Genomic DNA, 22,698 nt, shown 5'->3' with positions numbered 1-22,698 from the left:
GACGAGCCGGCCCCACGGCTCGACCGGTGTTGGGCAAGGCTATTCGATCACGCGCCCGCGGGCCATGACCCAATCGACGTGCTCCAGCACGGTCGCATCGTCCAGCGGGTTGCCGGCGACCGCGATGATGTCGGCCGAATAGCCGGGGGCGAGGCGGCCGATCTCCCCCTCCATCTCCAGCACTTCGGCGGCCACCGTGGTCGCGCTGGCCAGGGCCTCGCGGCTCGACATGCCCTGCCCGATCATCAGGCGGAACTCGCCCGCGTTGCGGCCGTGTTCGAACACGCCGGCATCGGTGCCGAAGGCGATCCGCACCCCTTCGCGGTAGGCCTTGCCCATGAACACGCGCGCGGCATCGGCCACCGCGCGCACTTTCGCCTCCACCACCGGGGTATAAGTGCCGGTGCCGAGCCTTTCGGAAATGCCCTGGAACGCCATCAGCGTGGGCACGAGCACGGTGCCGTTCTTCTTCATTGCCGCAATCGCGCCGTCGTCGAGGTAAGTGCCGTGCTCGATCGTGTCGATCCCGGCCGCGCTCGCCGCCTCGACCCCGCGCGCGCCGTGGGCATGGGCCATGACCTTGAGGCCCAGCGAATGCGCGGTGTCGGCGATCGCCTGCATCTCCGCGCTGGTGAAGTGCGCGTCGAGCCCGCGGCCCTGCTGGCTCAGCACGCCGCCGGTCGCGGTGATCTTGATCCAGTCCGCCCCGTTCTGGCTCGCGCGGCGGACTTTCTCCGCGCACTCGACCGCGCCGGTGCAGGCATAGCCGGAGGCGAGGACGTGGTTGATCTCCGGGCGGAAGCCCGAAACGTCGCCATGGCCGCCGACGATCGCGAGCGCGGGGCCGGCGGCGACGATCCGCGGCCCGGGGATCATGCCTTCTTCGGTCCCGCGGCGCAGCGCGAAGGCGGTGTGCTGCGCGCTGCCCGCTTCGCGCACGGTGGTGAACCCGGCGAGCGCGGTCAGCCGCGCGTTCTTGGCCCCGACCACGACGCCCCATTCGTCGGGCTCGACCGCTTCCTTCCAGAAATCGCCGCCCGGATCGCCGGTCAGGTGGACGTGCAGGTCGATCAGGCCGGGCAGGACGGTGCGGTCCGACAGGTCCACCGCCTCGGCCCCTTCGGGCGCGGGCTGGTGCCCTCCCTCGATCGAGACGATCCGCCCGTCGGCGACCGTGATCGTGGAGGGGCCGCGCGGGTCGCTCAGGGCATCGGTCACGACCGCGCCGGCGTGGATCACGATCGTCTGGGCGAGCGCCGGCGCGGCACCCAGCACGGCGGCGAAAGCGGCGGCGGCCGCCAGCGGAACCTTGAACGTCATCGAGCAATCCTCCCTCTTGGCCGGGGGTGATGCCCGCGCGCGCCGCCCGGCGCAAGGGGGGCACGGCCCGCCGTTTGCCCTGCGCGCCACAGGCTGTATGACCGTGCAGGCAGTTTCATTCGAAAGGATTTCCATGACCCGGACACTGGTTAGCGCCGCGACCCTGCTCGCATCGGTCTCGCTCGCCGCCACGGCCGCCGCGCGGCCGATGACGGCCGAGGATGTCGCCAAGCTGGAAACGGTCGGCGAACTGGCGGTTTCGCCCGATGGCAACCGCGTCGCCTATACCACTTCGCGCTGGCCCGACGTCACCGAGGGGGAGAAGGACGGGCGCAGCACCGACCAGCTCAAGCTTGCCTACGGCCCCGACAGCGCGCGCGATTTCCTGCCCGACGACATCGACGTTTCGGCGGTCCGCTTCTCGCCCGACGGGCGCATGGTCAGCTTCCTCTACAAGGCCGACGATGAAAAGCGCGCGGTCTGGGGGATCCCGGTGGACGGCGGCGGCCACCGCAAGCTGGCCGCGATCGAGGACGGCGACGTGCGCGGCTATGCCTGGTCGCCCGACGGCGCGACGCTCTACCTCCTCGCCGGGGCCGCGCCCGACGAGGCGCTCGACAAGCGCAAGAAGGCCGGCTTCGACGCGGTGGTCTACGAGGAAGAGGCGCGGCTGAACCGCCTCTTCGCGGCGCGCGTCGGCGCCGAGATCGACGAATCGCCGCGCGCGATCGAGGTGCCCGGCCATGTCAGCAATATCCAGGTCGCGCCCGACGGGACGACCGCGATCGTCGAGAGCGCGCCCAGCCCGCTGGTGGACGACAGCTACACGTCGAAGCGGGTCCATGTCGTGGACCTTGCCCGCGGGCGCATGCTGCGCGCGGTCGAAACGCCGGGCAAGCTCGGCGATGTCGAGATCTCGCCCGACGGCAGCCGCCTGTCGCTGATCGCGGCGGTCGACGCGAACGACCCGGCGGCGACCACGCTGCACCTGGCCGATGTCGCGACCGGCGCCTATCGCGCGCTCAACGCCGGCGCGCCCGAGGCGACGAGCGACGCCGAGTTCCTGCCCGACGGCCGGCTGGCGGCGATCGTCGATGTCGGCGCGCAGAGCGTGCTGCGGATCTATTCGGCCGAAGGCGAGGTGCTGGAAGAGCACGATCCGGGCGCGCTGATCCTCAGCGACCTGGAAGTGGGCGGCGGCACGATCGCGGTCGAGGCCCATTCGCCCGAGCATCCGCCGGAGCTCTACGTCGTGTCGGACGGCCAGTTCACCCGCTGGACCCGGCACAACCCCTGGCTGGCCGAGATCGACATGGGCGCCCAGCGCACCTTCACCTATACTGCGCGCGACGGGCAGGAAATCGAAGGCGTGCTGATCGAGCCGGTCGGCGATATCCCGCGCGGCGGCGCGCCGGTGATCTTCGACGTCCACGGCGGGCCGGAAGCGCACGAATCGAACGGCTGGCAGACCTATTACAGCTCCCCCGGCCAGGTCGCCGCCGGGCGCGGCTATGCCGTGTTCCTGCCCAATTATCGCGGCTCGACCGGCTATGGCACGGCCTTTTCGAAGCAGCACCAGGGCGATTACGCTGGCAAGGAGTTCGACGACCTGGTCGATGGCAAGCGCGCGCTGGTCGAAGCCGGGATCGCCGATCCCGACCGCGTGGGCCTGACCGGCGGTTCCTACGGCGGCTTCGCCACCGCCTGGGGCTCCACTTACTACTCGCAGGAATTCGCCGCAGGCGTGATGTTCGTCGGCATTTCCAACAATATCAGCAAGTTCGGCACGACCGACATTCCCAACGAGATGTATCTCGTCCACGAGCGCAAGTGGCCGTGGGAAGAATGGGACCACCTGATGGAACGCAGCCCGATCTATCACGTGGACAAGGCCGAAACCCCGCTGCTGATCATGCACGGCGATGCCGACACGCGCGTTTCGCCGACGCAGAGCTACGAGCTCTATCGCCACATGAAGACGCGTAAGCCCGAAACGCCGGTGCGCCTCGTGCTCTACCCGGGCGAGGGGCACGGCAACCAGAAGGCCGCCGCGCGCTACGATTACAGCGTGCGGATGATGGAGTGGTTCGACACCTACCTGAAGCCGGGCGACCGCGACGCGCCGCTGCCGCCGCCGCGGCCGGAGCTGAAGATCGCCGAGGGCGAGGACTGACGGCGCACGGGGGCGCGGCGTTCAGCCCGCGCCCCCGCCTGCATGGCTGGCCCCCGCCCCGCGAGGCGGTTCAGAACGTGTAGCCGACGCCGAGCGCGGCGAACCACTGGTCCGCGTCGCCGCGCACGCTGGTATAGGGCGTGTCCCTGGCGTCGCCGAGCATCCGCGAATAGCCGCCCAGCGCGTATAGCGCGAAGCCGCCATTGGCGAGATTGCCGTCGAGATCGGCCCCGAGGAGCACGGTCGCCCCGGCCTTGGTGAAGCCGCTGTCCGCCTGGTAGAGCGGCAGCCCGCTGGCCGCGGCCTGGCCGGGGGAGACCGAGTAGTAGTAATCGGCATAGTCGCCGTCGGCATATTCGGCGCTGAGCGAGAGCAGGCCGACCATGCCGCGGCTGAGCGGGGTGAAGTAGGACACGCTGGGGCTCGCCACCATGCCTTCGTGCGCGCCCGCGACATCCCACCGGGCATCGACGCCGATCGACACCCGGTCGTAGGGATTGAGCACGCCGGGGAAGCTCAGCCCCGCGGTCGGCCCGATCTCCACCGCGCGGTCGAGCTTGCCCGCGGCCTTGACCACCGGGTCTTCTATCCTGCTGGCGCGGTTGGAATTGAGGCTGGCGACCAGCCCCAGGTCCAGCCCCACGCGGTCGGGCGGGTTCTCGACGAAATCGAGCGCGATCCCGCCCGCGCGCGGCGAGATGCTGACCGGGCCGACTTTGCCCATGACCATCGGGATCGGGAAGACGACGTAATCGTCCGAACCGTCGTAGCTGGCCGAATAGACGGCGCCCCCGCCGACGGTGATCCAGTCGCCCGAATAGACGCTGTCCTCGATCTCGGGCGGGCCGGCGGCCTCGCCCTCCTGCGCCAGCACCGGGCCGGCGGCCAGCGCGGCAAGGCCCGCACCGGCAAGCGTGATAAGCGATTTCATGACGTGAGATATCCCCCGCGATTGTTGTTGCCCGAACGTGCGGGGGCGGCGCATGTTCCGCGCGCGGGCCGGTGCGCCCGAACCGGTTGCGCCCGACCCGGTGCGCCGTGCAGGCCCCGGGCGCGATTGCCGGGCGGGTGATTTGCCCGTACCGCTTGGCCGCATGAGCGGGCGCCGTGTCGAAATCGCGATCGTGGGCGGCGGGCTGGCCGGGGGGCTGCTCGCGCTGGCGCTGCACCGCGTCCGGCCCGACGTCGCGACCCTGCTGATCGAACGCGACGCGGTGCTGGGCGGCAACCACCGGTGGAGCTGGTTCGCCAGCGACCTGCCGCCGGGCGGCGGCGAGCTGCTGGGCCGGTTCCGCACGACCGCGTGGGACGGGTACGAAGTGCGTTTCCCCGCCTATCGCCGCCGGCTGGGCAGCACTTATGCCTCGCTCGCCTCGACCGACTTCGACGCCGGGCTGCGGCGCGAGCTGCCGGCCGGCTCGATCATCGCCGGCCGCGCGGTCGCCGCGCTCGACGGGGGCGGCGTGACGCTGGACGGGGGCGAACGGATTTCGGCCCGCGCGGTGATCGACTGCCGCGGCTTCGCGGCGGAAGGCGCGCTCACCGGCGGCTGGCAGGTCTTCCTCGGTCGCCACCTGCGGACCCCGCGCCCGCACGGCATCGCGCGGCCGGTGATCATGGACGCCGCGGTCGCCCAGCATGGCGGCTATCGCTTCGTCTACCTGCTGCCGCTGGGGGCGGACGAGATCTTCGTCGAGGATACCTATTACCAGGATCGCCCGACGCTCGACCGCGGGACCCTGTCGGGCCGGATCGACCGCTATTGCACACGGCACGGCCTGGAAGGGGACATCCTCGGCCGCGAGGCGGGCGTCCTGCCGGTCGTGACCGGGGGCGACTTCGCCCGATGGCAGCGCGCCGGGGCGATCGAGGGCGTTGCCCGGGCCGGCGCGGGGGGCGGGTTCTTCCACCCGCTGACCAGCTATACCCTGCCCTTCGCGGTCGAGACGGCGCTGGCCGTCGCCGCCGAGGCCGACCTGCCGGGCGACCAGCTCGCCGCGCTGCTCGCCACCCGCGCGCGGCAGGCTTGGCGGCGCACGCGGTTCTACCGGCGGCTGGGCGCGATGCTGTTCGGCGCGGCCGCCCCGGAAACGCGATATCGCGTGTTCGAGCGGTTCTATCGCCTCGACGAAGGGTTGATAGAGCGGTTCTACGCCGCGCGTTCGACCGCGCGCGACAAGGCCCGCGTCCTGGTGGGAAAACCGCCGGTTCCGGTGCTGCGCGCGCTTGGCGCGCTTGCGCGGGCCGGCCCGCCGTTGCAGGGTCCGGGGCAATGATCGACAGCGACCGGCAGACCTCCTTCCTCGAGCAGGAACCCGCCCCCGCCCCGCCGGGCACGGCGGAAGCGGCGACCGGCAAGCGCGCCTGCGTGATCGGGGCCGGCATCGGCGGGCTGGCGCTCGCCATCCGGCTGCAATCGGCGGGCATCGCGACGACGGTGGTCGAGGCGCGCGACAAGCCCGGCGGCCGGGCCTATTACTGGGAACGCGACGGGTTCACCTTCGATGCCGGCCCGACCGTGATCACCGATCCCGCCTGCCTGCGCGAGCTGTGGGCGCTGAGCGACAGCGACATGGACGCCGATGTCGAGCTGATGCCGGTGGCGCCGTTCTATCGCCTCAACTGGCCCGACGGGACGGTGTTCGACTATTCGAACGACGAGACGCAGCTCAATGCCGAGATCGCGCGCCTCAACCCGGCCGACGTCGCCGGTTACCAGGAATTCCTCGCCTATTCGGAAGCCGTCCATCGCGAAGGCTACCTGCGGCTGGGCAGCGTGCCGTTCCTCGATTTCCGGGCCATGATCCGCGCCGCGCCGGCCCTGCTGCAGCACCAGGCCTGGCGCTCGGTCTATTCGATGGTCTCGCGCTATATCGAGGACGAGCGCCTGCGCGAAGCGTTCAGCTTCCACACCCTGCTGGTGGGCGGCAACCCGATGAAGACCAGCGCGATCTACGCCCTGATCCACAAGCTGGAAAAGGACGGCGGCGTCTGGTGGGCGCGCGGGGGGACCAACCGGCTCGTCGCCGGGATGGTGCGTCATTTCGAACGGCTCGGCGGGACGGTGCGGCTGGGCGAGGCGGTGTGCCGGGTCCACACCGTCGGCAACCGCGCGACCGAAGTCGAAACCGCCGGCGGCTGGCGCGAGACGTTCGACGCGGTGGCGAGCAATGCCGACATCGTCCATACCTATCGCGACCTGCTGCGCGGCACGAAGCGCGGGCCGGCCCGGGCGCGTTCGCTGGCGCGCAAGCGGTTCAGCCCCAGCCTCTTCGTCGTCCACTTCGGGCTGGAGGGGACCTGGCCGGGAATCCCGCATCACACGATCCTGTTCGGCCCGCGTTACAAGGGGCTGCTCGACGACATCTACGAGAACGGCGTCCTGCCGGCCGATTTCTCGATCTACCTGCACCACCCGACCGTTACCGACCCGGCGATGGCCCCGCCGGGCCGATCGACCTTCTACGCGCTCGTCCCCGTGGCCCACCAGGGCAAGCTGGCGGTGGACTGGGACCAGGTCGGCCCGATGCTGGAACGGCGCATTCTCGACGAAGTGGGCCGGCGGCTGATCCCCGACATCCACGACCGGATCGTGACCAGTTTCCATTACGCCCCGCGCGATTTCGCGCTCGACCTCAACGCCCATCTCGGCAGCGCCTTCAGCCTCGAACCGATCCTGACGCAGAGCGCCTGGTTCCGCGCCCACAACCGCGACGACGCGATCGCCAACCTCTACCTGGTGGGCGCGGGCACCCACCCCGGGGCGGGCATCCCCGGCGTCGTCGGCAGTGCCAAGGCCACCGCCGGGCTGATGATCGCGGACCTCAGCGCGTGATAGCGGATTGCCCCGGAACGCGCTTGCCGCCAAAGGGGCGCGGATGAAACGTCTTGCTGTCTATTGCGGGTCCGCGACCCCCGCCGATCCGCGTTACATGGAACTTGCCCGCGACGTCGGCGCCGCGCTGGCGCAGCGCGGGATCGGGGTCGTCTACGGCGGCGGCCGGCTGGGCCTGATGGGGGCCGTGGCCGGCGCCGCGCTCGAGGCCGGGGGCGAAGTGATCGGGATCATCCCCGAGGCGCTGGCCGGCAGCGAGGTTGCCAATACCGACTGCACCGAACTGCACACCGTGGGCGGGATGCACGAGCGCAAGCAGCGCTTCACCGACCTTTCGGACGGGTTCGTCACGATCCCGGGCGGCGTGGGCACGATGGACGAGCTGTGGGAAGCGGTCAGCTGGGCGCAGCTCGGCTATCACACCAAGCCGGTCGGCCTGCTCAACGCCTTCGGGTTCTACGACCACCTGATCGCGTTCAACCGCCACATGGCCGAAGTGGGCTTCGTGCGGCCGGCGCACCAGAACATCGTGATCGCCGAAAGCACCCTGCCCGCCCTGCTCGACCGCATGGCCGCCTATCGCCCGCACACGCCGATCTTCCGCATGAAGGCGAGCGAGCTGTGAAGGGCGGCTGATGGCACGGGCGCGTCGCATAGTCCCGCGAATGCTGGCGCCGTCGCGCATCCTGCGCACGACGCCGGCCCAGGCGGGCGGCGGCCGCAGCCGGGAGGCGCTGGTCGAACGCGCGCGCGAGGCGATCGAGGAAGGATCGCGCAGCTTCCACGCGGCCAGCCTGCTGTTCGACCGCCCCGCGCGCGAGAAGGCCTGGCTGCTCTATGCCTGGTGCCGGCGGTGCGACGACCTGGCCGACGGGCAGGACCACGGCCGCCCGGCCGAAGGCCCCGCGCCCGAGGGCCGGGCCGGGGCGGAGCGGCGCCTGCGCGCCATTCGCCTGCTGACCGAGCGCGCGTTCGAGGGGCTGCCCACGGCGGACCCGGCCTTCGACGCCTTCGGCCTCGTCGCGCGCGAAAGCGGGCTGACGCGCGAGATGGCCGAGGACGTGATCATGGGCTTCGAGCTGGACGCGACCGGCTGGCGCCCGCGGACCGAGGCCGACCTTGCCCGCTACTGCTACCACGTCGCGGGCGCGGTGGGCGTGATGATGGCCGTCGTCATGGGGGTCGCGCGCGACGACGGCGAGACGCTCGACCGGGCCTGCGACCTCGGCATCGCGTTCCAGCTGGCCAATATCGCCCGCGACATCGGGGAGGACGACGCTGCCGAGCGGTGTTACCTCCCGGTGGACTGGCTGGTCGAACAGGATATCGAGCCGGGCCAGCACATGAAGCCGCACCACCGGCGCGAGCTGGCGGCAATGGCGGCACAGCTGGTCGAGCGGATGGAACGACACGAGGCCGCCGCCCGGCTGGGCGCGGCGCGCCTGCCCTTCCGCCGCCGCTGGGCCGTGCTGGCGGCGGCGCGGATCTACGGCGCGATCGGGCGCGAGGTGCGCGCCCGCGGCACCGCTGCGTGGGACCGGAGGGTCGCGATCGGCCGGCGCGAGAAGGCGCGCCACATCGCCGCCGCCTTCTGGGAAGCGGTGAAGAACCGCCCGCCCCGGCCCGACCCGATGCCCGAATGGACCCGCGGATCGATCCTGATCGACGTGCGCATGGCCGGCCCGGTGGCGAAGCCGCCGATGGACCCGCTGCCCGACGAAAGCTGATCTCTCGCGCTCTCGCCATGGCCTGGATTTTGGGCTAGCCCTCGCGCCATGATCACCAAGCTCCTGATCGCCAATCGCGGCGAGATCGCCTGTCGTATCATCCGCACCGCGCGCGCCATGGGAATTGCCACGGTCGCGGTCTATTCCGACGCCGACGCGCGGGCGCTGCACGTGCGCGCGGCGGACGAGGCGGTGCACATCGGCCCCGCCCCCGCGGCCGAGAGCTACCTCGTCGGCGAGAAGATCATCGCCGCCGCGCGGCAGACCGGGGCCGGGGCGATCCACCCCGGCTACGGCTTCCTGTCGGAGAACGCCGGCTTCGCGCAGGCGGTGATCGACGCCGGGCTGACCTGGGTCGGGCCCAAACCGTCGAGCATCGAGGCGATGGGCCTGAAGGATGCGGCCAAGAAGCTGATGCGCGAGGCCGGCGTCCCGGTGACGCCGGGCTACGAGGGGGAAGACCAGTCGCCCGAACGGCTAAAGCGCGAAGCCGACGCGATCGGCTATCCGGTGCTGATCAAGGCGGTCGCGGGTGGCGGCGGCAAGGGGATGCGCAAGGTCGATGCCGCGGCCGATTTCGAGGCCGCGCTCGAATCCTGCCGGCGCGAAGCCAGGGCCAGCTTCGGCAACGACGAAGTGCTGCTGGAAAAGTGGATCACCTCCCCCCGCCATATCGAGGTCCAGGTCTTCGGCGACAGCCACGGCAACGTCGTTCACCTGTTCGAACGCGACTGCTCGCTCCAGCGGCGCCACCAGAAAGTGATCGAGGAAGCCCCCGCCCCGGGCATGGACGCGGGCACGCGCGCGGAAATCTGCGCCGCCGCCGTGCGCGCGGCCAGGGCCGTCGATTACGAAGGCGCGGGCACGATCGAATTCATCGCCGACGCCAGCGAAGGGCTGCGCGCCGACCGGATCTTCTTCATGGAGATGAACACCCGCCTCCAGGTCGAACACCCGGTGACCGAGGAGATCACCGGGGTGGACCTGGTCGAATGGCAGCTGCGCATCGCCGGGGGCGAGCCGATCCCGCTGGCGCAGGAGGAACTGCGCATCGAAGGCCACGCGATCGAGGCGCGGCTCTATGCCGAAGACCCGGCCAGCGGCTTCCTGCCGAGCATCGGCCGGCTGCGGGTGTTCAACCTGCCCGAGGACGTGCGCGTCGATACCGGCGTCACCACCGACGACACGGTCCAGCCGTTCTACGACCCGATGATCGCCAAGGTCATCGCCACCGCGCCCGACCGGATGGCCGCGATCGAGGAACTGACCGAGGCGCTCGACAGCGCGCAGGTCTGGCCGGTGAAGACCAACGCCGCCTTCCTGCGCGAATGCCTGCTGGCGCAGGATTTCCGCGCCGGCGCGCTGACCACGGGCTTCATCGGCGACCATATCGACGAACTGGTTCGCAAGGGCGAACCTTCGCCTTCCGCGCTCTATACCGCGGCCATGGCCCGCGACGAGATCGACGGCAGCTATCACCACCCGACCTGGTTCGGCCTCGAGGGGTTCCGCCTCAACGCGCCGCATCGCTCGCCGGTCGCGCTGGCCCACGAGGGGACGGTCCACGTGGTCGATATCTGCGCCAACCAGGACGACGCGGACGTGCAGTTCCTCGAATGGGCGGCGATGGACGGCGGCCTGGTCGTGTTCGAAGCCGGCCATGCCCTGCGCTTCGACCTGCCGCGCCCGGCCGCCGGGGCGGCTTCGGCCGCCGACGGCGCGATCCTGGCGCCGATGCCGGGCAAGGTCATCGCGCTCGACGTGGCCGAGGGGGACGCGGTCGCCGCCGGCCAGCGGCTGATGGTGCTGGAAGCGATGAAGATGGAACATGCCCTGACCGCCCCGTTCGACGGGAAGGTGACCGAACTCGCCGCCAGCCAGGGCGCGCAAGTGCAGGTGGAGGCGGTGCTGGCGATCGTCGAGCCGCGCGAGGCATAGCGCGCGGCCCCGCGCCGCTCAGTCGGTGTCGCGCACCGGCGGGCCGAACAGCTCGCCCTTCTCGCTGAAGAGCACGAACAGCAGGCTCAGCACCGCGGTCGCCAGCAGGGCGAGCGCCAGGGGCCGCGCCGTTCCGTCGTAGGCATAGCCGATGAACCCGCCCAGCGCGGCGCCGCTGGTCATGCGCACGAAGCCTTGCGCGGATGCCGCGGCCCCGGCGATATGGCCGAACGGCTGCATCGCGATCGAACCGAAATTGGCCCCGATGAAGCCGAGCAGGCTCATGTTCGCGGCCATCAGCGGCACGAAAGTCCACAGGCTCTCGTCCGGCTGGCTGGCGAACCACAGCTGCGCCGCGGCCACGGCGATGAAGGCGAACAGGGCGACGTGGCTGACCCGGCGCGCGCCGAAGCGTTCGACGATGCGCGAATTGGACCAGTTCGATATCGCCATGCAGCCCGCGCAGATGGCGAATATCAGCGGGAAGTCGTCGCCCGCGCCGAAAGCCTCGCCGATCAGTTGCTGGCTGGAATTGATGAAGCCGAACAGGCCGCCGAACACCAGCGCGCTGCCCAGCGTGTAGCCGATCGTCTCGCGCAGGGTCAGCGCGCTGGTCATGTTGCGCACGATCGGCCGCAGGCGGATTTCCTGCCGGTCGGCGGCGTGGAGCGTTTCCGGCAGGCGAAGGTAGACCCAGACCGTCATCCCCAGCCCCAGCGCGGCCATCGCGGCGAAAATCCAGCGCCAGCCGCCCATGACCGCCATGATCCCCTGCCCGATGCTGGGCGCGATCGCCGGGACCAGCAGGAAGATGACGAAGATCAGGCTCATCATCCGGGCCATGCGGTCGCCGCCCACGCGGTCGCGGATGATGGCCGGCGGCAGCGCGATGATCCCGGCGGCGAAGATGCCCTGCACCGCGCGCAGCGCCACCAGCATCGTGAACGAACTGGCCAGCGCGCAGGCGACCGAGAGGAGGATATAGGCCGCGAGCGCCACGAACAGGACCGGGCGGCGGCCGAAACGGTCGGCGAAACTGCCGGGCAGCACCGTGCCGACGCCGCTGGCGAGCAGGTAGACGCCGACCACGAACTGCCGGTCGTTGCCCGCCGCGCCCAGGTCGCCGGCGAGATCGTCGAGCGCGGGCAGGATGGCATCGATGCCGAACGCGTTGAGCGCCATCAGCAGGGCCATCATGCAGATCAGCTCGCGTTCCCCGATCGGGGGCCGCCCGGCCAGGCTGGAATGGCGTCGGACCTCGTGCTCTTCGCCGGCCAGGGTTCGATTCCGCATCTGCACAGGTGGCCTGTGCGGCGAACGGTTCCGCTTTGCAACCCGGTGAAGTAATCCGGAACGGATGGATCACGCGATCGACAATCCGGCCGGCGACGGGCCCGACGGGCAGGAGCCCGAATCCGACGAGGCCGCGGGGCTGCGCAAGATCATCCACGTCGACATGGATGCCTTCTTCGCCAGCGTCGAGCAGCGCGACCACCCGGAACTGCGCGGCAAGCCGGTCGCCGTCGGCGGCGCGGGCGGCCGGGGCGTGGTCGCGGCCGCCAGTTACGAGGCGCGCAAGTTCGGCGTGTGCAGCGCCATGCCGTCGGTCACCGCGCGGCGGCTGTGTCCGGGCCTGGTCTTCGTGCGCCACCGGTTCGACGTCTACAAGCAGGTTTCGCAGCAGATCCGGGCGATCTTTCGCCACCACACCCCGCTGGTCGAACCGCTGAGCCTGGACGAGGCCTATCTCGACGTGACCGAGGACCTGCACGGCATCGGTTCGGCCACCCGGATCGCGCAGATGATCCGCGCCGCGATCCGCGAGGAAACGGGCCTGACCGCCAGTGCCGGCGTTTCGTACAACAAGTTCCTGGCCAAGATCGCCAGCGACCAGAACAAGCCCGACGGCCTGTGCGTGATTCGCCCGGGCGAAGGGGCGGCCTTCGTCGCGCGCCTGCCGGTGCGCCGGTTCCACGGGGTCGGGCCCAAGGGGGCGGAGAAGATGGCCCGGCTGGGGATCGAGACCGGGGCCGACCTGGCGGCGAAGGACATCGCCTTCCTGCGCGCGCATTTCGGCAGCTTCGCCGATTACCTCTATCGCGCGGCGCGCGGGGTGGACCTGCGCCCGGTGCGGACCAACCGCATCCGCAAGTCGGTGGGCGGAGAGCGGACGTACCGCGAGGACATTTCGACGGGCCATGCCCTGCGCGCGGCGCTGGACGGGATCGTCGATATCGTGTGGGACAGGATCGAGCGGGCCGAGGCGCGCGGGCGCACGGTCACGCTGAAGATGAAATACACCGATTTCCGCATCGTGACCCGTTCGCGCAGCCTGCCGCGCGACGTCGCGGACAAGCGCGAGTTCGCCCGGATCGGGCACGAGCTGCTCGACAACCTGCTGCCCCTGCCGCTGCCGATCCGGCTGATGGGCCTGACCCTGTCCGGCCTCGATCGGCCCGGGATGCCGGAGGAAGAGGCCGCGCGCGACAGCGCCCAGCTGTCGCTGCTATGACCGCTGGCGCCAGAGCGCGATCTTGAGGCGGGTGCGCTCGTCGAGCGGCTCGGGAAGCGAATGCGGGGGGAAGAACCGCGCCTCCAGCACTTCGCGCCGGTCGGGCCGGGGATGCCCGGCGACCTGGGTGGCGAAGATGTGCAGCCGGTGGACCGCGCCGTGCAGTTCCTCGTTCCGCACGCCGAGCAGGGCCATGGCATGGGCCTCGACCCCGGTTTCCTCGCGCAGTTCGCGCCGGGCCGCTTCCTCGGGCGTCTCGCGCCGCTTCACCCCGCCGATCGGCAACGACCAGTTGCCGGTGCCGTAGCTGAGCCGCACGAGCAGCAGCCGCCCCTCGATATCGCAGGCGATCACCGCGCAGCTTTCCAGCGTCGGCCGGGTCAGGCGCCACCAGCGCTTGCGCGCGGCATGGGCCAGGCGCAGCGCGAGGCGGTGCGCCGGGGGAGGGATCAGGCGAAGCACGTAACGGGTTGCCGGGCCGCGGCCAGCAGGCGCGCCACGGGCAGGTCGTGCTCGCCGCGCAGGGCGCCGTCGAACACCGTCCGCTTGTCCGCCCCGCGGATGACGAACATGATCTCCTCGCTCGCCAGCAGCGCCGGGATCGTCAGCGTGATCCGGTCGAAAGGCGCCTCCGGCGGCAGGGGGTCAGGCGTCAAGCGGCGCACCGGGCGCGGATCGTCGGGCCGCGGATCGGTATTGGGAAACAGCGAGGCGATGTGCCCGTCCGCCCCCATGCCCAGCCAGGCGATCGCGAAGCGCGGCGGCGCGGCGTCTTCTTCCAGCGGGACGATCCGCGCGCCCAGCGGCTCCAGCGCGGCGCGGATGCGGCCGGTGTTGCTGGCCGGGTGATCTTCGGGAACGATCCGGTCGTCGCCGGGCCAGACCTCCACCCGCGACCAGTCGATCGCGCGTTCCTGCAGCCGTTCGAGAATGGGAAAGGGGGTCGATCCGCCGGGCAGGGTAACCGCCACGGTCCCGGCGGTGCCGCCCAGCGCGGCGTCGAGCCTGTCGCCCAGCCACTCGGCCACGCGCGCATCGCCGGCCCCCTCGATCACGTTCGCGTTCTTCACGGCCGCAGCAAATAGCATAAAGCCCGCCGCGGCCAAGCGCCGCGTGCGGGCTTTCATCGCAAAAAAGGGGCGGGCGTTACTTCAGCGTCTGCGAAAGGAACCAGATCCGTTCTTCGGCCTGGTCGATCCAGTCGTCCACGATCCCGCTGGTGGCATTGTCGCCGGCTTCCTCGGCCGCTTCCTTTACTTCGTTCAGCCGGTCGTGGAGCTTGCGGTTGTCGTCGCGCAGTTCCTTCACCATCGTGTCGGCTTCCAGCGAGGTATCGTCCTGGTCGGATACGCCGGTGGCATTGCCGATCGAACCGATCGAGGTCAGCGTCGGCGCGCCGTTCTTCCGCACCCGCTCGCCGATCAGGTCCACCGTGCCGATCAGCTGGGCCGCCTGCTCGTCGAACAGCAGGTGCAGGTCGCGAAAGCGCGGGCCCGCGACGTGCCAGTGGAAGTTCTTGGTCTTGACGTAGAGCGCCAGCGTGTCCGCCAGCGCGCCGTTCAGCGCGCTCACCAGCGCCTTCTTCGAATTGTCGCCCGTCGTGCTCATCGTGAGAATATCCCTCCTTCGCGTTGATACTTGTTATCCCAACGGCCGGATCGGCAAACGGTTTCGCGAGGTCGGCCGCTCTGTGTGATCGAGTGGGTCGATCAACCGATGATCCCCCTCGCGCCGAGGCCGACGGCGACCGCCGCGGCGAGGACGATAGCTCCCAGCGCCAGCCGCAGCGCGCGCAGGGGCAGTGCGGCGAGACCGCCCTCGCCCGCGGCCCAGCCGGCGGCCAGCGCCAGTATCCCGCCGAGCGCTCCGCCGACCCCGGCCCAGAGCGGCGCCCCGGTCGCGGCCGCAATGGCGAAGACGATGAAACGCGCCGCGTCGCCCAGTTGCCGGGCGAAGAGGACGATCGCGATCGCCGCGACCGACCGGGTCGGCTCGCGCGCCCGCGCCTGGCGCACCGGCAGCGCCAGCTCGATCGCGGCGAAGCCGAGTGCGAAGGCGACCAGCATCGTCTTGCCCGCCGCGGGCAGGAGGCCGGACATCGCCTGGCCCGCGAGCGCCATGGCCATGGCCGAAACGGTCGCGCTGATCGCCGCCGCGGCCAGCACGCCGGGCCCGCGCCGCGAAACGGCGGAAACCTGCGCCACCGTCAGCTGGTCGCGCGCGCCGACCGTGCCCAGGAGAACCGCGATGAAACCGAAGAACAGCGAGGACATGGCGCCCGTCATGCGGGGGCGGCGCGGCAGTGGCAAGCCGCCGCGCCGGATCGAGGATCAGGCGATCCAGGGGCCGGTGATCGCGAACGTGCGCGTGGGGCTGTAGGCATTGACGAACAGCGTCCGCCCGTCGGGCGAGAAACAGGCCCCCGCCCACTCGGTCTGCATGTGCAGCAGCGCGAGCGGATAGGCCGTGCCCTCTGGCGTGATCCCGCGCAGGTGGTTGGTCACGACCTCGGTGTACTGGTCCTCGCACACGACCAGGTGGCCGTTCGGGCCCACGGTCAGGTTGTCGCCGTAGTTGAACTGGTCGGGACTGGTCGATTCGAAGAACAGCTGCAGCCGGTCGGCCGCCCCGCCGCGCCCGGGGACGAGGCGGAAGATCTGGCCCAGCCGGGCCGCGCCGCCGCTGGTGCAGCAGAAATAGAGCTCGCCATCGCCCATGTGGATGCCTTCGCCGCGCGCGAACAATGCCGCGCCGTCCGCCGCGCCGCGCCGGCGCAGGTCGTCTTCGGGCGATTCCACGTCGTCGAGGTCGATCCAGCGCGCATCGGCCCAGCTACCGGTGGGCCAGGGCGCGCCTGCGTCGGCCCAGTTGCGCGTGTCCGCCGGTGCGCCGACGATCGCCAGCGCCTGGAGCCGCCCGCCCTCGGCCAGCTTTCCCGGCACGTTCGGGATGAAGCGATAGAGCAGGCTGTCGTCGCGATCCTCGGTCTGGTAGACGATGCCGGTCGCCGGATCGACGCAGGCCGCCTCGTGGTTGAAGCGGCCCATGGCCTTCAGCGGCACCGGGTCGACCAGCCCGGGCGCATCGGCGGGCACTTCGAACGTCCACCCGTGATCCTGGTTGATCCGCCCGTCGGCGCGCGCCGGCGCCTCCTCGCACGTCAGCCAGCTGCCCCAGGGCGTGATCCCGCCGGCGCAGTTGCGGATCGTCCCGGCGAGCGAGCGATACTGCCGCTCGACCGCCAGGGTTTCAGCATCGAGGACCAGCGTGGTCGTGCCGCCCGGCAGGGGCACCAGGCTCCTGCCCACGGTGTCGAAGGCCGGGCCCACGACCCCGCCCCCGTCCTTGCCCGGCACCAGCTCGTGGTTGCGCACGAGCGCGAGCCTGCCGCCGCCGAGGTCGAAACAGCCCATGCCGTCGGCCGCGTCGGGCACGGTGAAGCCGTCGTCCATCGCCTCCCCCAGGCTGGAGATCACGCGGTAGGTGAAGCCCTCGGGCAGGTCCATCACCCCGGCCGGATCGGGGCGCAGCGGCCCGTAGCCGGCGGCCATGGCGGCGCCCCCGGCGCGGGCGCCGGTGGTCGTGCAGCCCGATGCCAGGAGCCCGGCGAAGGCGGAACCGGTGGCGGCGAGGAACGTGCGGCGGCTGGCGGAATATGACATAAGTAAAGTTATCCTGCGTGGCGTTGCGGACAGGACTGCCCTAGCAGCATGAACGCCATGTGACAGCAATGCGCCGAACAGCGTTTTGCGGGCTTCGGGGAGGGCCATGAACAGATTTTCGCCGCGCCTTGCGGAAACGCCGCGCTTTTCGGGAACATTGGGCCGGCTGGGGGATTCCACCCGGAATGCGCCCGCTACTCCGCCCGAAACAGAACGCTAACCCTCGCCCCCCTATCGGTGTATGTTCGATTCCAAGCCGGAAGGGGCCTGCCCTGATGGAAGCGTACGATAATGCCCGCCTCGACGCGGCGACGTGGTTCGACGGCATCGCCCGCCTGTCCGCCCGCATGGAGGGCGATGCCCGGCTGGAAAACTGCCTGCGCCACGCGTTCCATCTCGCCGCCCTGACCCCGCCCCCGTTCGACCGGCTGACCGCCTGCCCGATGGACGAGGAGGCTTTCGAGCAATTGCTGGAGCGCGGGGCATGGGAAACGGCCGCGGCGGCGCTGGTCGGCGGGACGCTGCGGCACGAGATCGTGGCCCGCGGCGCGCGCGAAGCCGGCGCGCGGGTGTGGCTGGAAGGGCAATCGGGCGAAGCGCGCGTGCGCGCTTCGTCGCCCGCGCGCGCGCTGGCGCTGGCCTGGTGCGCCTTCCTGCTGAACCTCGCCCCCGGGGGGACGGGTCAGCCCGGCGGCGCCTCCCACAAGTCGGCATAGATGCCGATCCGCACGGCTTCGGACGTGGACTTGGCGTCGAACTTGCGCATCACGTTCTTGCGGTAGATCTCGACCGTGCGCGGGCTGAGGTCGAGCAGCGCGGCGATCTGCTTGTTCGAATTGCCGTCCAGCAGGGCGACCAGAACGTCGCGTTCGCGCCCGGTCAACTGTTCCACCCGGCCCCGTGCATCGGCGCGCGCGCGCTCGATCCGGCGCTGCCGGTCGCCTTCCTCGCTCAGGCGGCGAAGCGTGTCCTGGAACAGGCCCGGTTCGAACGGCCAGGCGAGATAGTCCATCGCCCCTTCGCGCATCGCGCGCACGACCCGGTCGGGGCTTGGCGCCTCGGCATAGAGCGAGACCGGGTAATAGCGTTGCCGCGCGCGCAGCCGGCCCATGAATTCGGGCAGCGTGCCTTCGTCGGATTCGACCATCAGGACCGCGCCGCGCGTGGGCAGCATGCGCAGGAACTCGCCCGCATCCTCGTAAATCTCGGCATGGACGCCCAGCGCCAGCAATTCGCGCGACACCTCCGCCCGGCGCCGCGAATCGCGGTCAATCACATGGACGAGGCCCCCGCTCGCCGCGTCGGTCACTTGCATTGCCGGCTTCACTGATCGATCCCAGTTCCCGCACAGATAATGCGACGCATTGTTATATGAGGAAGATAGGCAGGTCTGTGCCCCCAAGCCCGATCGAACCCCGTCCAACGCGGGGTTAATTAACCCAACGGTAAGTAAGCCGCAATCGTTTCATCGTCCGGATCGGTAACTTTCTGTCGTCACCCGGCGGGGCGCAGCGCGGATTCGATGTCGAGGAAATCCTGCCGCACCGATTGCAGCAGGTCCGCGTTGAAATCGGTCACGCTGTCGAGCACGGCCTTGCGCGCCGCGCCGTAGACCTGGAGCAGCGCCTGCGCGAGCGGGGCGTTGCGATCGACCCCCATCTCCAGCGCGGTGATCGCGGTCAGCGTGCGCGTCAGCGCCTTGCTGCGCAGCGAGGCATCGCCGCGTTCCTGCGCGAAAAGCGCGGAGCCTAGCCCGGCGATCGCCTGTTCCAGGCACAGCTGGACCAGCGCGGCCGAATCCCCGCCCTGGACGCGCGCGTCGAAGGCGCTGCGGCGATAGGCCTCGTGCGGATCGGTCAGCGCCAGCATGTCAATCGCGCGCGTTCCAGGCGTCGATCTGCGACTGCAGGAACGACAGCGTCGATTGCGACGAGGCGATGCGCGTGTCGGCCTTGGCAAAGCGCGCGATCATGTTGGCCCGCAGGCGTTCCTGCTGGTCGGCCAGCTTGGTCGCCTGGTCCGAGATGTCGGACGACTGCGACTGGTAGCGCGCGATCGACCCGGCGAGCGAACCGGGATCGCCGGTGCGCGAGGCCGCGCGCGAGATCTTGTCCACCGTCGCGTAGACGCCGTAGAGGCCGGTGGTGAACATCGCCGCGACCCCGCCGGGATCGCGCGCGAGCGTGGCGTCGAGACGGGTCGTGTCGAGGCGAAACGTGCCGTCGCGCTCGATCGCCAGCCCCAGGTCCGACAGGGTGCGCGGCGCCCCTTCGGGCGCATTGGGCATGATCTCCATCCCGGCGAGGCCGGACAGCGTCTTCTTCAGCGTGCGCGCGCCGCTGTCGCGCGCGAGATCGCCCGACAGCGGATCGGTCGCCGCGTTCAGCTCGGTCACGACCTCGTTCAGCGCGCTGACGATGTCCTGCATCGCACTGGCGATCGTGCCCACCGGGCTGGGAAAGTCGATCGTCGTCGGCGCGCCGGCATTGGTGCCCGTCAGCTTGAGCGACAGGCCCGGTGCGACCGTGCCGACATCGTTGGTCGCGCTGGTCATCGCCAGCCCGTCGAGCCGGAACTCGGCATCGGCCGAAGCGGCCAGCAGGCGCGCCGGGTCGCCCCCTGCGCCCGGGTCCCAGGCCAGCGCGGCGAGCCCTTCCTCGCCCGGCGTTTCGGTCGCCTCGATCACGAAGCCGCTCTGCGCGCCCTCGGGGCCCTTGACGACGAGCTGCGCGCCCTGGTCGGTCTGCGCGACATAGGCGGTCAGGCCCGCCTTCTGCGCGTTGATCGCGCCGGCCACGTCGTCCAGCGTCGCCCCGCTTGCGATCTCGATGTCCAGCGCCGCCCGCCCCGCGTCGGCGGTGAAGGCGGTGCCGTCGGTTTCGCCAAAGCGGATCGTCAGCGTGCCCGAACCGACCGCGGCCGCCGGGTCGGCGAAAGCCGGGCTGGCCAGCGTCTGCCGGCGCGCCAGCGCGGTGACTTCGAGGCTGTAGGACCCCGATCCCATCGTCCCGGCGGGGCTGCTCGCCGTCGCCACCGCGGGATTGGCGATCTGCGGCCGGACCGCCAGGTCGCCCGCGCGCACGCGGTCGCCCAGCGCGCTGGCCAGCAGCGAGAGCGTGTTCTTGAGCGACGATGCGGCCGAGATCTGCCGTTCCAGCTCCTCGCTGCGTGCCGCGAGGCGGTCGTTGCGCAGCGCGAACTGCGCGTCGGCAAGGTCGCTGGCCAGCTTGACCATGTCGACGCCGCTGCCCGCGCCGAGGCCGGCGATGATGGACGATACTTCGCTCATGCCGACCAGAACGGCCGCAAATGGCCGGTGTTAAGCCCCCCGGGACTCACGGCGCGCGCCGCCCCTGGGCGTCGAAGCGCAGCTCCACCGGCACCTCGATCGCGGGGGCGGGCCGCTCCTCCCCGCGCTTGAGCGAGAAGACGAAGGCCAGCACCGCCGCCAGCGCGGCATAGAGCTCTTCGCGAATGGTCTGGTTCTCGCGCGTGGTGAAATAGACCGAGCGGGCGAGCTGCGGGTATTCGAGCATCGGCACGCCGTATTCGCGCGCCAGCTCCTTCATCGCCTGGGCCTTGTCCCCGCGCCCCTTGGCCAGGACCAGCGGCGCCGCCGCCTTGTCGGGATCGTAGACCATGGCGACCGCGAAATGGGTCGGGTTGGTCAACACGAACTGCGCCTCGCGCATGGCGTGGGCGACCCCGCCGGCGGCAATCTCGCGCTGGCGCTGGCGGCGATGCGCGCGCGCCTCGGGCGAGCCTTCGGCTTCCTTGTGCTCGTCGCGCATTTCCTGGTGGCTCATCTTCAGCCGCTGGTTGCGGCGCACCCACTGGATCGGGGCATCGACCAGCGCGATCACCACCAGCCCCCCGCCCAGCGCGAGGAGGAGCGAGATCACCGCGCCCCAGGCGGCGGTGAGCTGTTGCGACAGGTTGCCGCTGCCCAGCCCGACGATCGTGTCGAGCCATGCGCGCGCCCAAAACCAAGCAATCGCACCCAGCAGCGCGACTTTCAGGATGCCCTTGCCCATCTCGATCCAGCCGTTGGGGCCGAACATCCGCTTCAGCCCCGAAAGCGGGTTGATGCGCGATCCCTTGAAGTTGAGGTTCTCGTTCACCCAGCGCCCGTCCGCGCTCGGCCCCAGCTGGGTGACGAGCGCGATCAGGATCATCGGCCCGGCAATGGTGAGGATCGGGGGCAGCGCGGCGAGCAGGCCGGTCAGCATCATCTGGCCCGGCTGGAAATCGATCATCTCCCCCCGGTCGAACACCAGCGCATCGCGCACGATGCCGGTCATTTCCTCCAGCAGCCAGGGGCCGCCGAACATCAGCCAGGCACCGCCGAACAGGATCGCCGCGGCGGTCGTGATCTCGCGCGAGCGCAGGACGTCGCCCTTGCGCGCGGCGTCGCGCTTGCGCTTGTCGGTCGGGGCGAAGGTTTTCTCGCCGGCGGTCTCGCTCATCGCACCAGCACCCCGGTCGTCTGGTCGATCGACATCTGCACGATGTCGCCGAACTGGTCGTAGATCATCGGCGCGGCGATGATCAGCGCGGCGATCCCCGCCAGGACGCCGGCCGGCAGGCCGAGCGCGAAGAGGTTGAGCGAAGGGGCCGAGCGGCTGAGCACGCCGGTCACCATCTGCACCAGCAGGAGGACGAGCGTGACGGGCAGCGCGATCCGCACCGCGGTTTCGAACATGGCCCCGGCGAACCCCGCGACCTGGGCGAAGCCCGCCGCCCCCATCCAGGTGTCGCCCGGGGGGAAGACGCGGTAGCTTTCGGCGAGCAGCGCGATCCATTGCAGGTGCGCGCCCAGCGCGAGGAAGATCAGGGTCAGGACGATGGTGAAATACTGGCCGAAGGCGGTGGTCTGCCCGCCGCCGTTGGGATCGGCCGCCATCGCCATGCTCATCCCCATCGCGCCGCCGATCACCTCGGCCGCGATCGCCGGGGCGGCAAAGGCGATCTGCAGGACGAAGCCGAGCGCGAGGCCGATCGCGACCTCGCCCGCCACCGCCAGCATCCCTTCGGCCGACAGCAGCGCCGCGGGCGGCTCGATCGCGGGCATCCAGACCCCGACGAAGATCGCCAGCGCGCCGGTAAGGCACACGCGCACCGTCATCGGGACCGAGGCGGCGCCGAAGAACGGGGCGGCCAGCAGGCCGGCGCCGATGCGCGTCATCAGGAACACGATGCGCCAGAAATCCTGCTCTATCGCGCCAAGGCCGAGATCGAGTGCGATCACCGCCCGATCCTGGCGATTTCCAAGAAGATTTCCTGCATGAAGTCGCCCAGCAGCGCCATCATCGAGGCGCCGAACAGGACCAGCACCAGCGCCACCGCGGCCAGTTTCGGCACGAAGGTCAGCGTCTGTTCGTTGACCGAGGTTGCCGCCTGGATCAGCCCGACGACGAGGCCGATCGCCAGGCTGGCGAGCAGGACCGGCGCGGCCACCAGCGCGGTGATCCACAGCATCCGGTCCGCCAGCGCCAGGAGAAGGGGCATTTCGTCCATCGTATCGCCCTCCC

22 protein-coding genes are annotated in these 22,698 nt (G+C 70.6%); 8 read left to right on the top strand and 14 right to left on the bottom strand.

Going from position 1 to position 22,698, the window contains the following annotated elements:
* Nucleotides 1–39: 39 nt before the first annotated feature.
* Nucleotides 40–1,320, bottom strand: coding sequence for a metal-dependent hydrolase family protein (locus GRI72_RS12910; protein ID WP_160734343.1), 1,281 nt, complete (start codon nt 1,318–1,320; stop codon nt 40–42).
* A gap of 133 nt (nt 1,321–1,453) precedes the next feature.
* Between GRI72_RS12910 and GRI72_RS12905 the strand changes: the two genes are divergently transcribed.
* Complete coding sequence (locus tag GRI72_RS12905) at nt 1,454–3,493, top strand: S9 family peptidase (protein WP_160734342.1); 2,040 nt, start codon at nt 1,454–1,456, stop codon at nt 3,491–3,493.
* Between the two features lie 70 nt (nt 3,494–3,563).
* Here the strand turns inward: GRI72_RS12905 and GRI72_RS12900 are convergent, their stop codons facing one another.
* Nucleotides 3,564–4,424 (bottom strand): MipA/OmpV family protein, encoded by an 861-nt coding sequence (locus tag GRI72_RS12900; protein WP_202389114.1) that lies wholly within the window; start codon nt 4,422–4,424, stop codon nt 3,564–3,566.
* A 163-nt stretch (nt 4,425–4,587) separates the two neighbouring features.
* Here GRI72_RS12900 and crtY point away from each other — a divergent pair, with 163 nt between their 5' ends.
* The 5 genes from crtY to GRI72_RS12875 are packed head-to-tail and all read left to right on the top strand — an operon-like array spanning nt 4,588 to nt 10,993.
* Nucleotides 4,588–5,769 carry a lycopene beta-cyclase CrtY gene (gene crtY / locus GRI72_RS12895; protein WP_160734340.1) on the top strand — a complete coding sequence of 394 codons (1,182 nt, stop codon included), beginning with the start codon at nt 4,588–4,590 and terminating at the stop codon, nt 5,767–5,769.
* Complete coding sequence (locus GRI72_RS12890) at nt 5,766–7,328, top strand: phytoene desaturase (protein ID WP_160734339.1); 1,563 nt, start codon at nt 5,766–5,768, stop codon at nt 7,326–7,328. Before crtY ends, GRI72_RS12890 begins: the two co-directional genes overlap by 4 nt.
* A 43-nt stretch (nt 7,329–7,371) precedes the next feature.
* Nucleotides 7,372–7,953, top strand: coding sequence for an LOG family protein (locus GRI72_RS12885; protein WP_160734338.1), 582 nt, complete (start codon nt 7,372–7,374; stop codon nt 7,951–7,953).
* A gap of 40 nt (nt 7,954–7,993) precedes the next feature.
* On the top strand, nt 7,994–9,055 hold the full coding sequence (locus GRI72_RS12880) for a phytoene/squalene synthase family protein (RefSeq protein ID WP_237487168.1): 1,062 nt from the start codon (nt 7,994–7,996) through the stop codon (nt 9,053–9,055).
* Nucleotides 9,056–9,103: 48 nt separating this feature from the next.
* A complete protein-coding gene (locus GRI72_RS12875) occupies nt 9,104–10,993 on the top strand; it encodes an acetyl/propionyl/methylcrotonyl-CoA carboxylase subunit alpha (RefSeq protein ID WP_160734336.1) in 1,890 nt (629 codons plus the stop codon).
* A gap of 18 nt (nt 10,994–11,011) precedes the next feature.
* Here GRI72_RS12875 and GRI72_RS12870 read toward each other — a convergent pair whose 3' ends face one another.
* Nucleotides 11,012–12,286: a multidrug effflux MFS transporter gene (locus tag GRI72_RS12870; protein ID WP_160734335.1), complete on the bottom strand. Its 1,275-nt coding sequence runs from the start codon at nt 12,284–12,286 to the stop codon at nt 11,012–11,014.
* A gap of 64 nt (nt 12,287–12,350) precedes the next feature.
* Here GRI72_RS12870 and dinB point away from each other — a divergent pair, with 64 nt between their 5' ends.
* Complete coding sequence (dinB, locus tag GRI72_RS12865) at nt 12,351–13,505, top strand: DNA polymerase IV (protein WP_160734334.1); 1,155 nt, start codon at nt 12,351–12,353, stop codon at nt 13,503–13,505.
* Here dinB and GRI72_RS12860 read toward each other — a convergent pair.
* From GRI72_RS12860 to GRI72_RS12840, 5 genes are all read right to left on the bottom strand, one after another.
* Nucleotides 13,500–13,967: an NUDIX domain-containing protein gene (locus GRI72_RS12860; protein ID WP_160734333.1), complete on the bottom strand. Its 468-nt coding sequence runs from the start codon at nt 13,965–13,967 to the stop codon at nt 13,500–13,502. The genes dinB and GRI72_RS12860 overlap by 6 nt on opposite strands.
* Nucleotides 13,955–14,575 carry a 6-phosphogluconolactonase gene (locus tag GRI72_RS12855; RefSeq protein WP_337191193.1) on the bottom strand — a complete coding sequence of 207 codons (621 nt, stop codon included), beginning with the start codon at nt 14,573–14,575 and terminating at the stop codon, nt 13,955–13,957. The genes GRI72_RS12860 and GRI72_RS12855 overlap by 13 nt, the downstream gene beginning before the upstream one ends.
* Nucleotides 14,576–14,651: 76 nt before the next feature.
* Nucleotides 14,652–15,113: a Dps family protein gene (locus GRI72_RS12850; protein WP_160734331.1), complete on the bottom strand. Its 462-nt coding sequence runs from the start codon at nt 15,111–15,113 to the stop codon at nt 14,652–14,654.
* Between the two features lie 101 nt (nt 15,114–15,214).
* Nucleotides 15,215–15,778 (bottom strand): hypothetical protein, encoded by a 564-nt coding sequence (locus GRI72_RS12845; RefSeq protein WP_160734330.1) that lies wholly within the window; start codon nt 15,776–15,778, stop codon nt 15,215–15,217.
* 57 nt (nt 15,779–15,835) lie between these two features.
* Nucleotides 15,836–17,167 (bottom strand): alkaline phosphatase PhoX, encoded by a 1,332-nt coding sequence (locus GRI72_RS12840; RefSeq protein WP_160734329.1) that lies wholly within the window; start codon nt 17,165–17,167, stop codon nt 15,836–15,838.
* A gap of 275 nt (nt 17,168–17,442) precedes the next feature.
* Here GRI72_RS12840 and GRI72_RS12835 point away from each other — a divergent pair, with 275 nt between their 5' ends.
* Nucleotides 17,443–17,883 (top strand): hypothetical protein, encoded by a 441-nt coding sequence (locus GRI72_RS12835; RefSeq protein WP_160734328.1) that lies wholly within the window; start codon nt 17,443–17,445, stop codon nt 17,881–17,883.
* Here the strand turns inward: GRI72_RS12835 and GRI72_RS12830 are convergent.
* The 6 genes from GRI72_RS12830 to GRI72_RS12805 form a co-directional block, all read right to left on the bottom strand.
* Nucleotides 17,850–18,482: a response regulator transcription factor gene (locus tag GRI72_RS12830; protein ID WP_160734327.1), complete on the bottom strand. Its 633-nt coding sequence runs from the start codon at nt 18,480–18,482 to the stop codon at nt 17,850–17,852. The genes GRI72_RS12835 and GRI72_RS12830 overlap by 34 nt on opposite strands.
* 179 nt (nt 18,483–18,661) lie before the next feature.
* Nucleotides 18,662–19,036 carry a flagellar protein FliS gene (locus GRI72_RS12825; protein ID WP_160734326.1) on the bottom strand — a complete coding sequence of 125 codons (375 nt, stop codon included), beginning with the start codon at nt 19,034–19,036 and terminating at the stop codon, nt 18,662–18,664.
* 1 nt (nt 19,037) lies between these two features.
* Nucleotides 19,038–20,456: a flagellar filament capping protein FliD gene (gene fliD, locus GRI72_RS12820; RefSeq protein ID WP_160734325.1), complete on the bottom strand. Its 1,419-nt coding sequence runs from the start codon at nt 20,454–20,456 to the stop codon at nt 19,038–19,040.
* Between the two features lie 46 nt (nt 20,457–20,502).
* Entirely contained in the window at nt 20,503–21,633 is a 1,131-nt protein-coding gene (locus GRI72_RS12815; protein ID WP_160734324.1) for an EscU/YscU/HrcU family type III secretion system export apparatus switch protein, read from the bottom strand.
* Nucleotides 21,630–22,415: a flagellar biosynthetic protein FliR gene (gene fliR, locus GRI72_RS12810; protein ID WP_160734323.1), complete on the bottom strand. Its 786-nt coding sequence runs from the start codon at nt 22,413–22,415 to the stop codon at nt 21,630–21,632. The genes GRI72_RS12815 and fliR overlap by 4 nt, the downstream gene beginning before the upstream one ends.
* Nucleotides 22,412–22,684 (bottom strand): flagellar biosynthetic protein FliQ, encoded by a 273-nt coding sequence (locus GRI72_RS12805; protein ID WP_160734322.1) that lies wholly within the window; start codon nt 22,682–22,684, stop codon nt 22,412–22,414. The genes fliR and GRI72_RS12805 overlap by 4 nt, the downstream gene beginning before the upstream one ends.
* Between the last annotated feature and the right edge of the window lie 14 nt (nt 22,685–22,698).

This window comes from Pelagerythrobacter marinus, assembly GCF_009827515.1.
Lineage (GTDB): Bacteria > Pseudomonadota > Alphaproteobacteria > Sphingomonadales > Sphingomonadaceae > Pelagerythrobacter > Pelagerythrobacter marinus.
This window is presented reverse-complemented; position numbering and strand designations above follow the sequence as displayed.

Excerpts from the sequence above, each read along its gene's own strand:
- GRI72_RS12835 (WP_160734328.1), top strand. The coding sequence starts at position 17,443 with ATGGAAGCGTACGATAATGCCCGCCTCGACGCGGCGACGTGGTTCGAC.
- GRI72_RS12905 (WP_160734342.1), top strand. The coding sequence starts at position 1,454 with ATGACCCGGACACTGGTTAGCGCCGCGACCCTGCTCGCATCGGTCTCG.
- dinB (WP_160734334.1), top strand. The coding sequence starts at position 12,351 with ATGGATCACGCGATCGACAATCCGGCCGGCGACGGGCCCGACGGGCAG.
- GRI72_RS12910 (WP_160734343.1), bottom strand. The coding sequence starts at position 1,320 with ATGACGTTCAAGGTTCCGCTGGCGGCCGCCGCCGCTTTCGCCGCCGTG.
- GRI72_RS12830 (WP_160734327.1), bottom strand. The coding sequence starts at position 18,482 with ATGCAAGTGACCGACGCGGCGAGCGGGGGCCTCGTCCATGTGATTGAC.
- GRI72_RS12875 (WP_160734336.1), top strand. The coding sequence starts at position 9,104 with ATGATCACCAAGCTCCTGATCGCCAATCGCGGCGAGATCGCCTGTCGT.
- GRI72_RS12900 (WP_202389114.1), bottom strand. The coding sequence starts at position 4,424 with ATGAAATCGCTTATCACGCTTGCCGGTGCGGGCCTTGCCGCGCTGGCC.
- GRI72_RS12825 (WP_160734326.1), bottom strand. The coding sequence starts at position 19,036 with ATGCTGGCGCTGACCGATCCGCACGAGGCCTATCGCCGCAGCGCCTTC.
- GRI72_RS12805 (WP_160734322.1), bottom strand. The coding sequence starts at position 22,684 with ATGGACGAAATGCCCCTTCTCCTGGCGCTGGCGGACCGGATGCTGTGG.
- fliD (WP_160734325.1), bottom strand. The coding sequence starts at position 20,456 with ATGAGCGAAGTATCGTCCATCATCGCCGGCCTCGGCGCGGGCAGCGGC.
- GRI72_RS12845 (WP_160734330.1), bottom strand. The coding sequence starts at position 15,778 with ATGTCCTCGCTGTTCTTCGGTTTCATCGCGGTTCTCCTGGGCACGGTC.
- GRI72_RS12870 (WP_160734335.1), bottom strand. The coding sequence starts at position 12,286 with ATGCGGAATCGAACCCTGGCCGGCGAAGAGCACGAGGTCCGACGCCAT.
- crtY (WP_160734340.1), top strand. The coding sequence starts at position 4,588 with ATGAGCGGGCGCCGTGTCGAAATCGCGATCGTGGGCGGCGGGCTGGCC.
- GRI72_RS12885 (WP_160734338.1), top strand. The coding sequence starts at position 7,372 with ATGAAACGTCTTGCTGTCTATTGCGGGTCCGCGACCCCCGCCGATCCG.
- GRI72_RS12880 (WP_237487168.1), top strand. The coding sequence starts at position 7,994 with ATGCTGGCGCCGTCGCGCATCCTGCGCACGACGCCGGCCCAGGCGGGC.
- GRI72_RS12840 (WP_160734329.1), bottom strand. The coding sequence starts at position 17,167 with ATGTCATATTCCGCCAGCCGCCGCACGTTCCTCGCCGCCACCGGTTCC.
- GRI72_RS12815 (WP_160734324.1), bottom strand. The coding sequence starts at position 21,633 with ATGAGCGAGACCGCCGGCGAGAAAACCTTCGCCCCGACCGACAAGCGC.
- GRI72_RS12850 (WP_160734331.1), bottom strand. The coding sequence starts at position 15,113 with ATGAGCACGACGGGCGACAATTCGAAGAAGGCGCTGGTGAGCGCGCTG.
- GRI72_RS12890 (WP_160734339.1), top strand. The coding sequence starts at position 5,766 with ATGATCGACAGCGACCGGCAGACCTCCTTCCTCGAGCAGGAACCCGCC.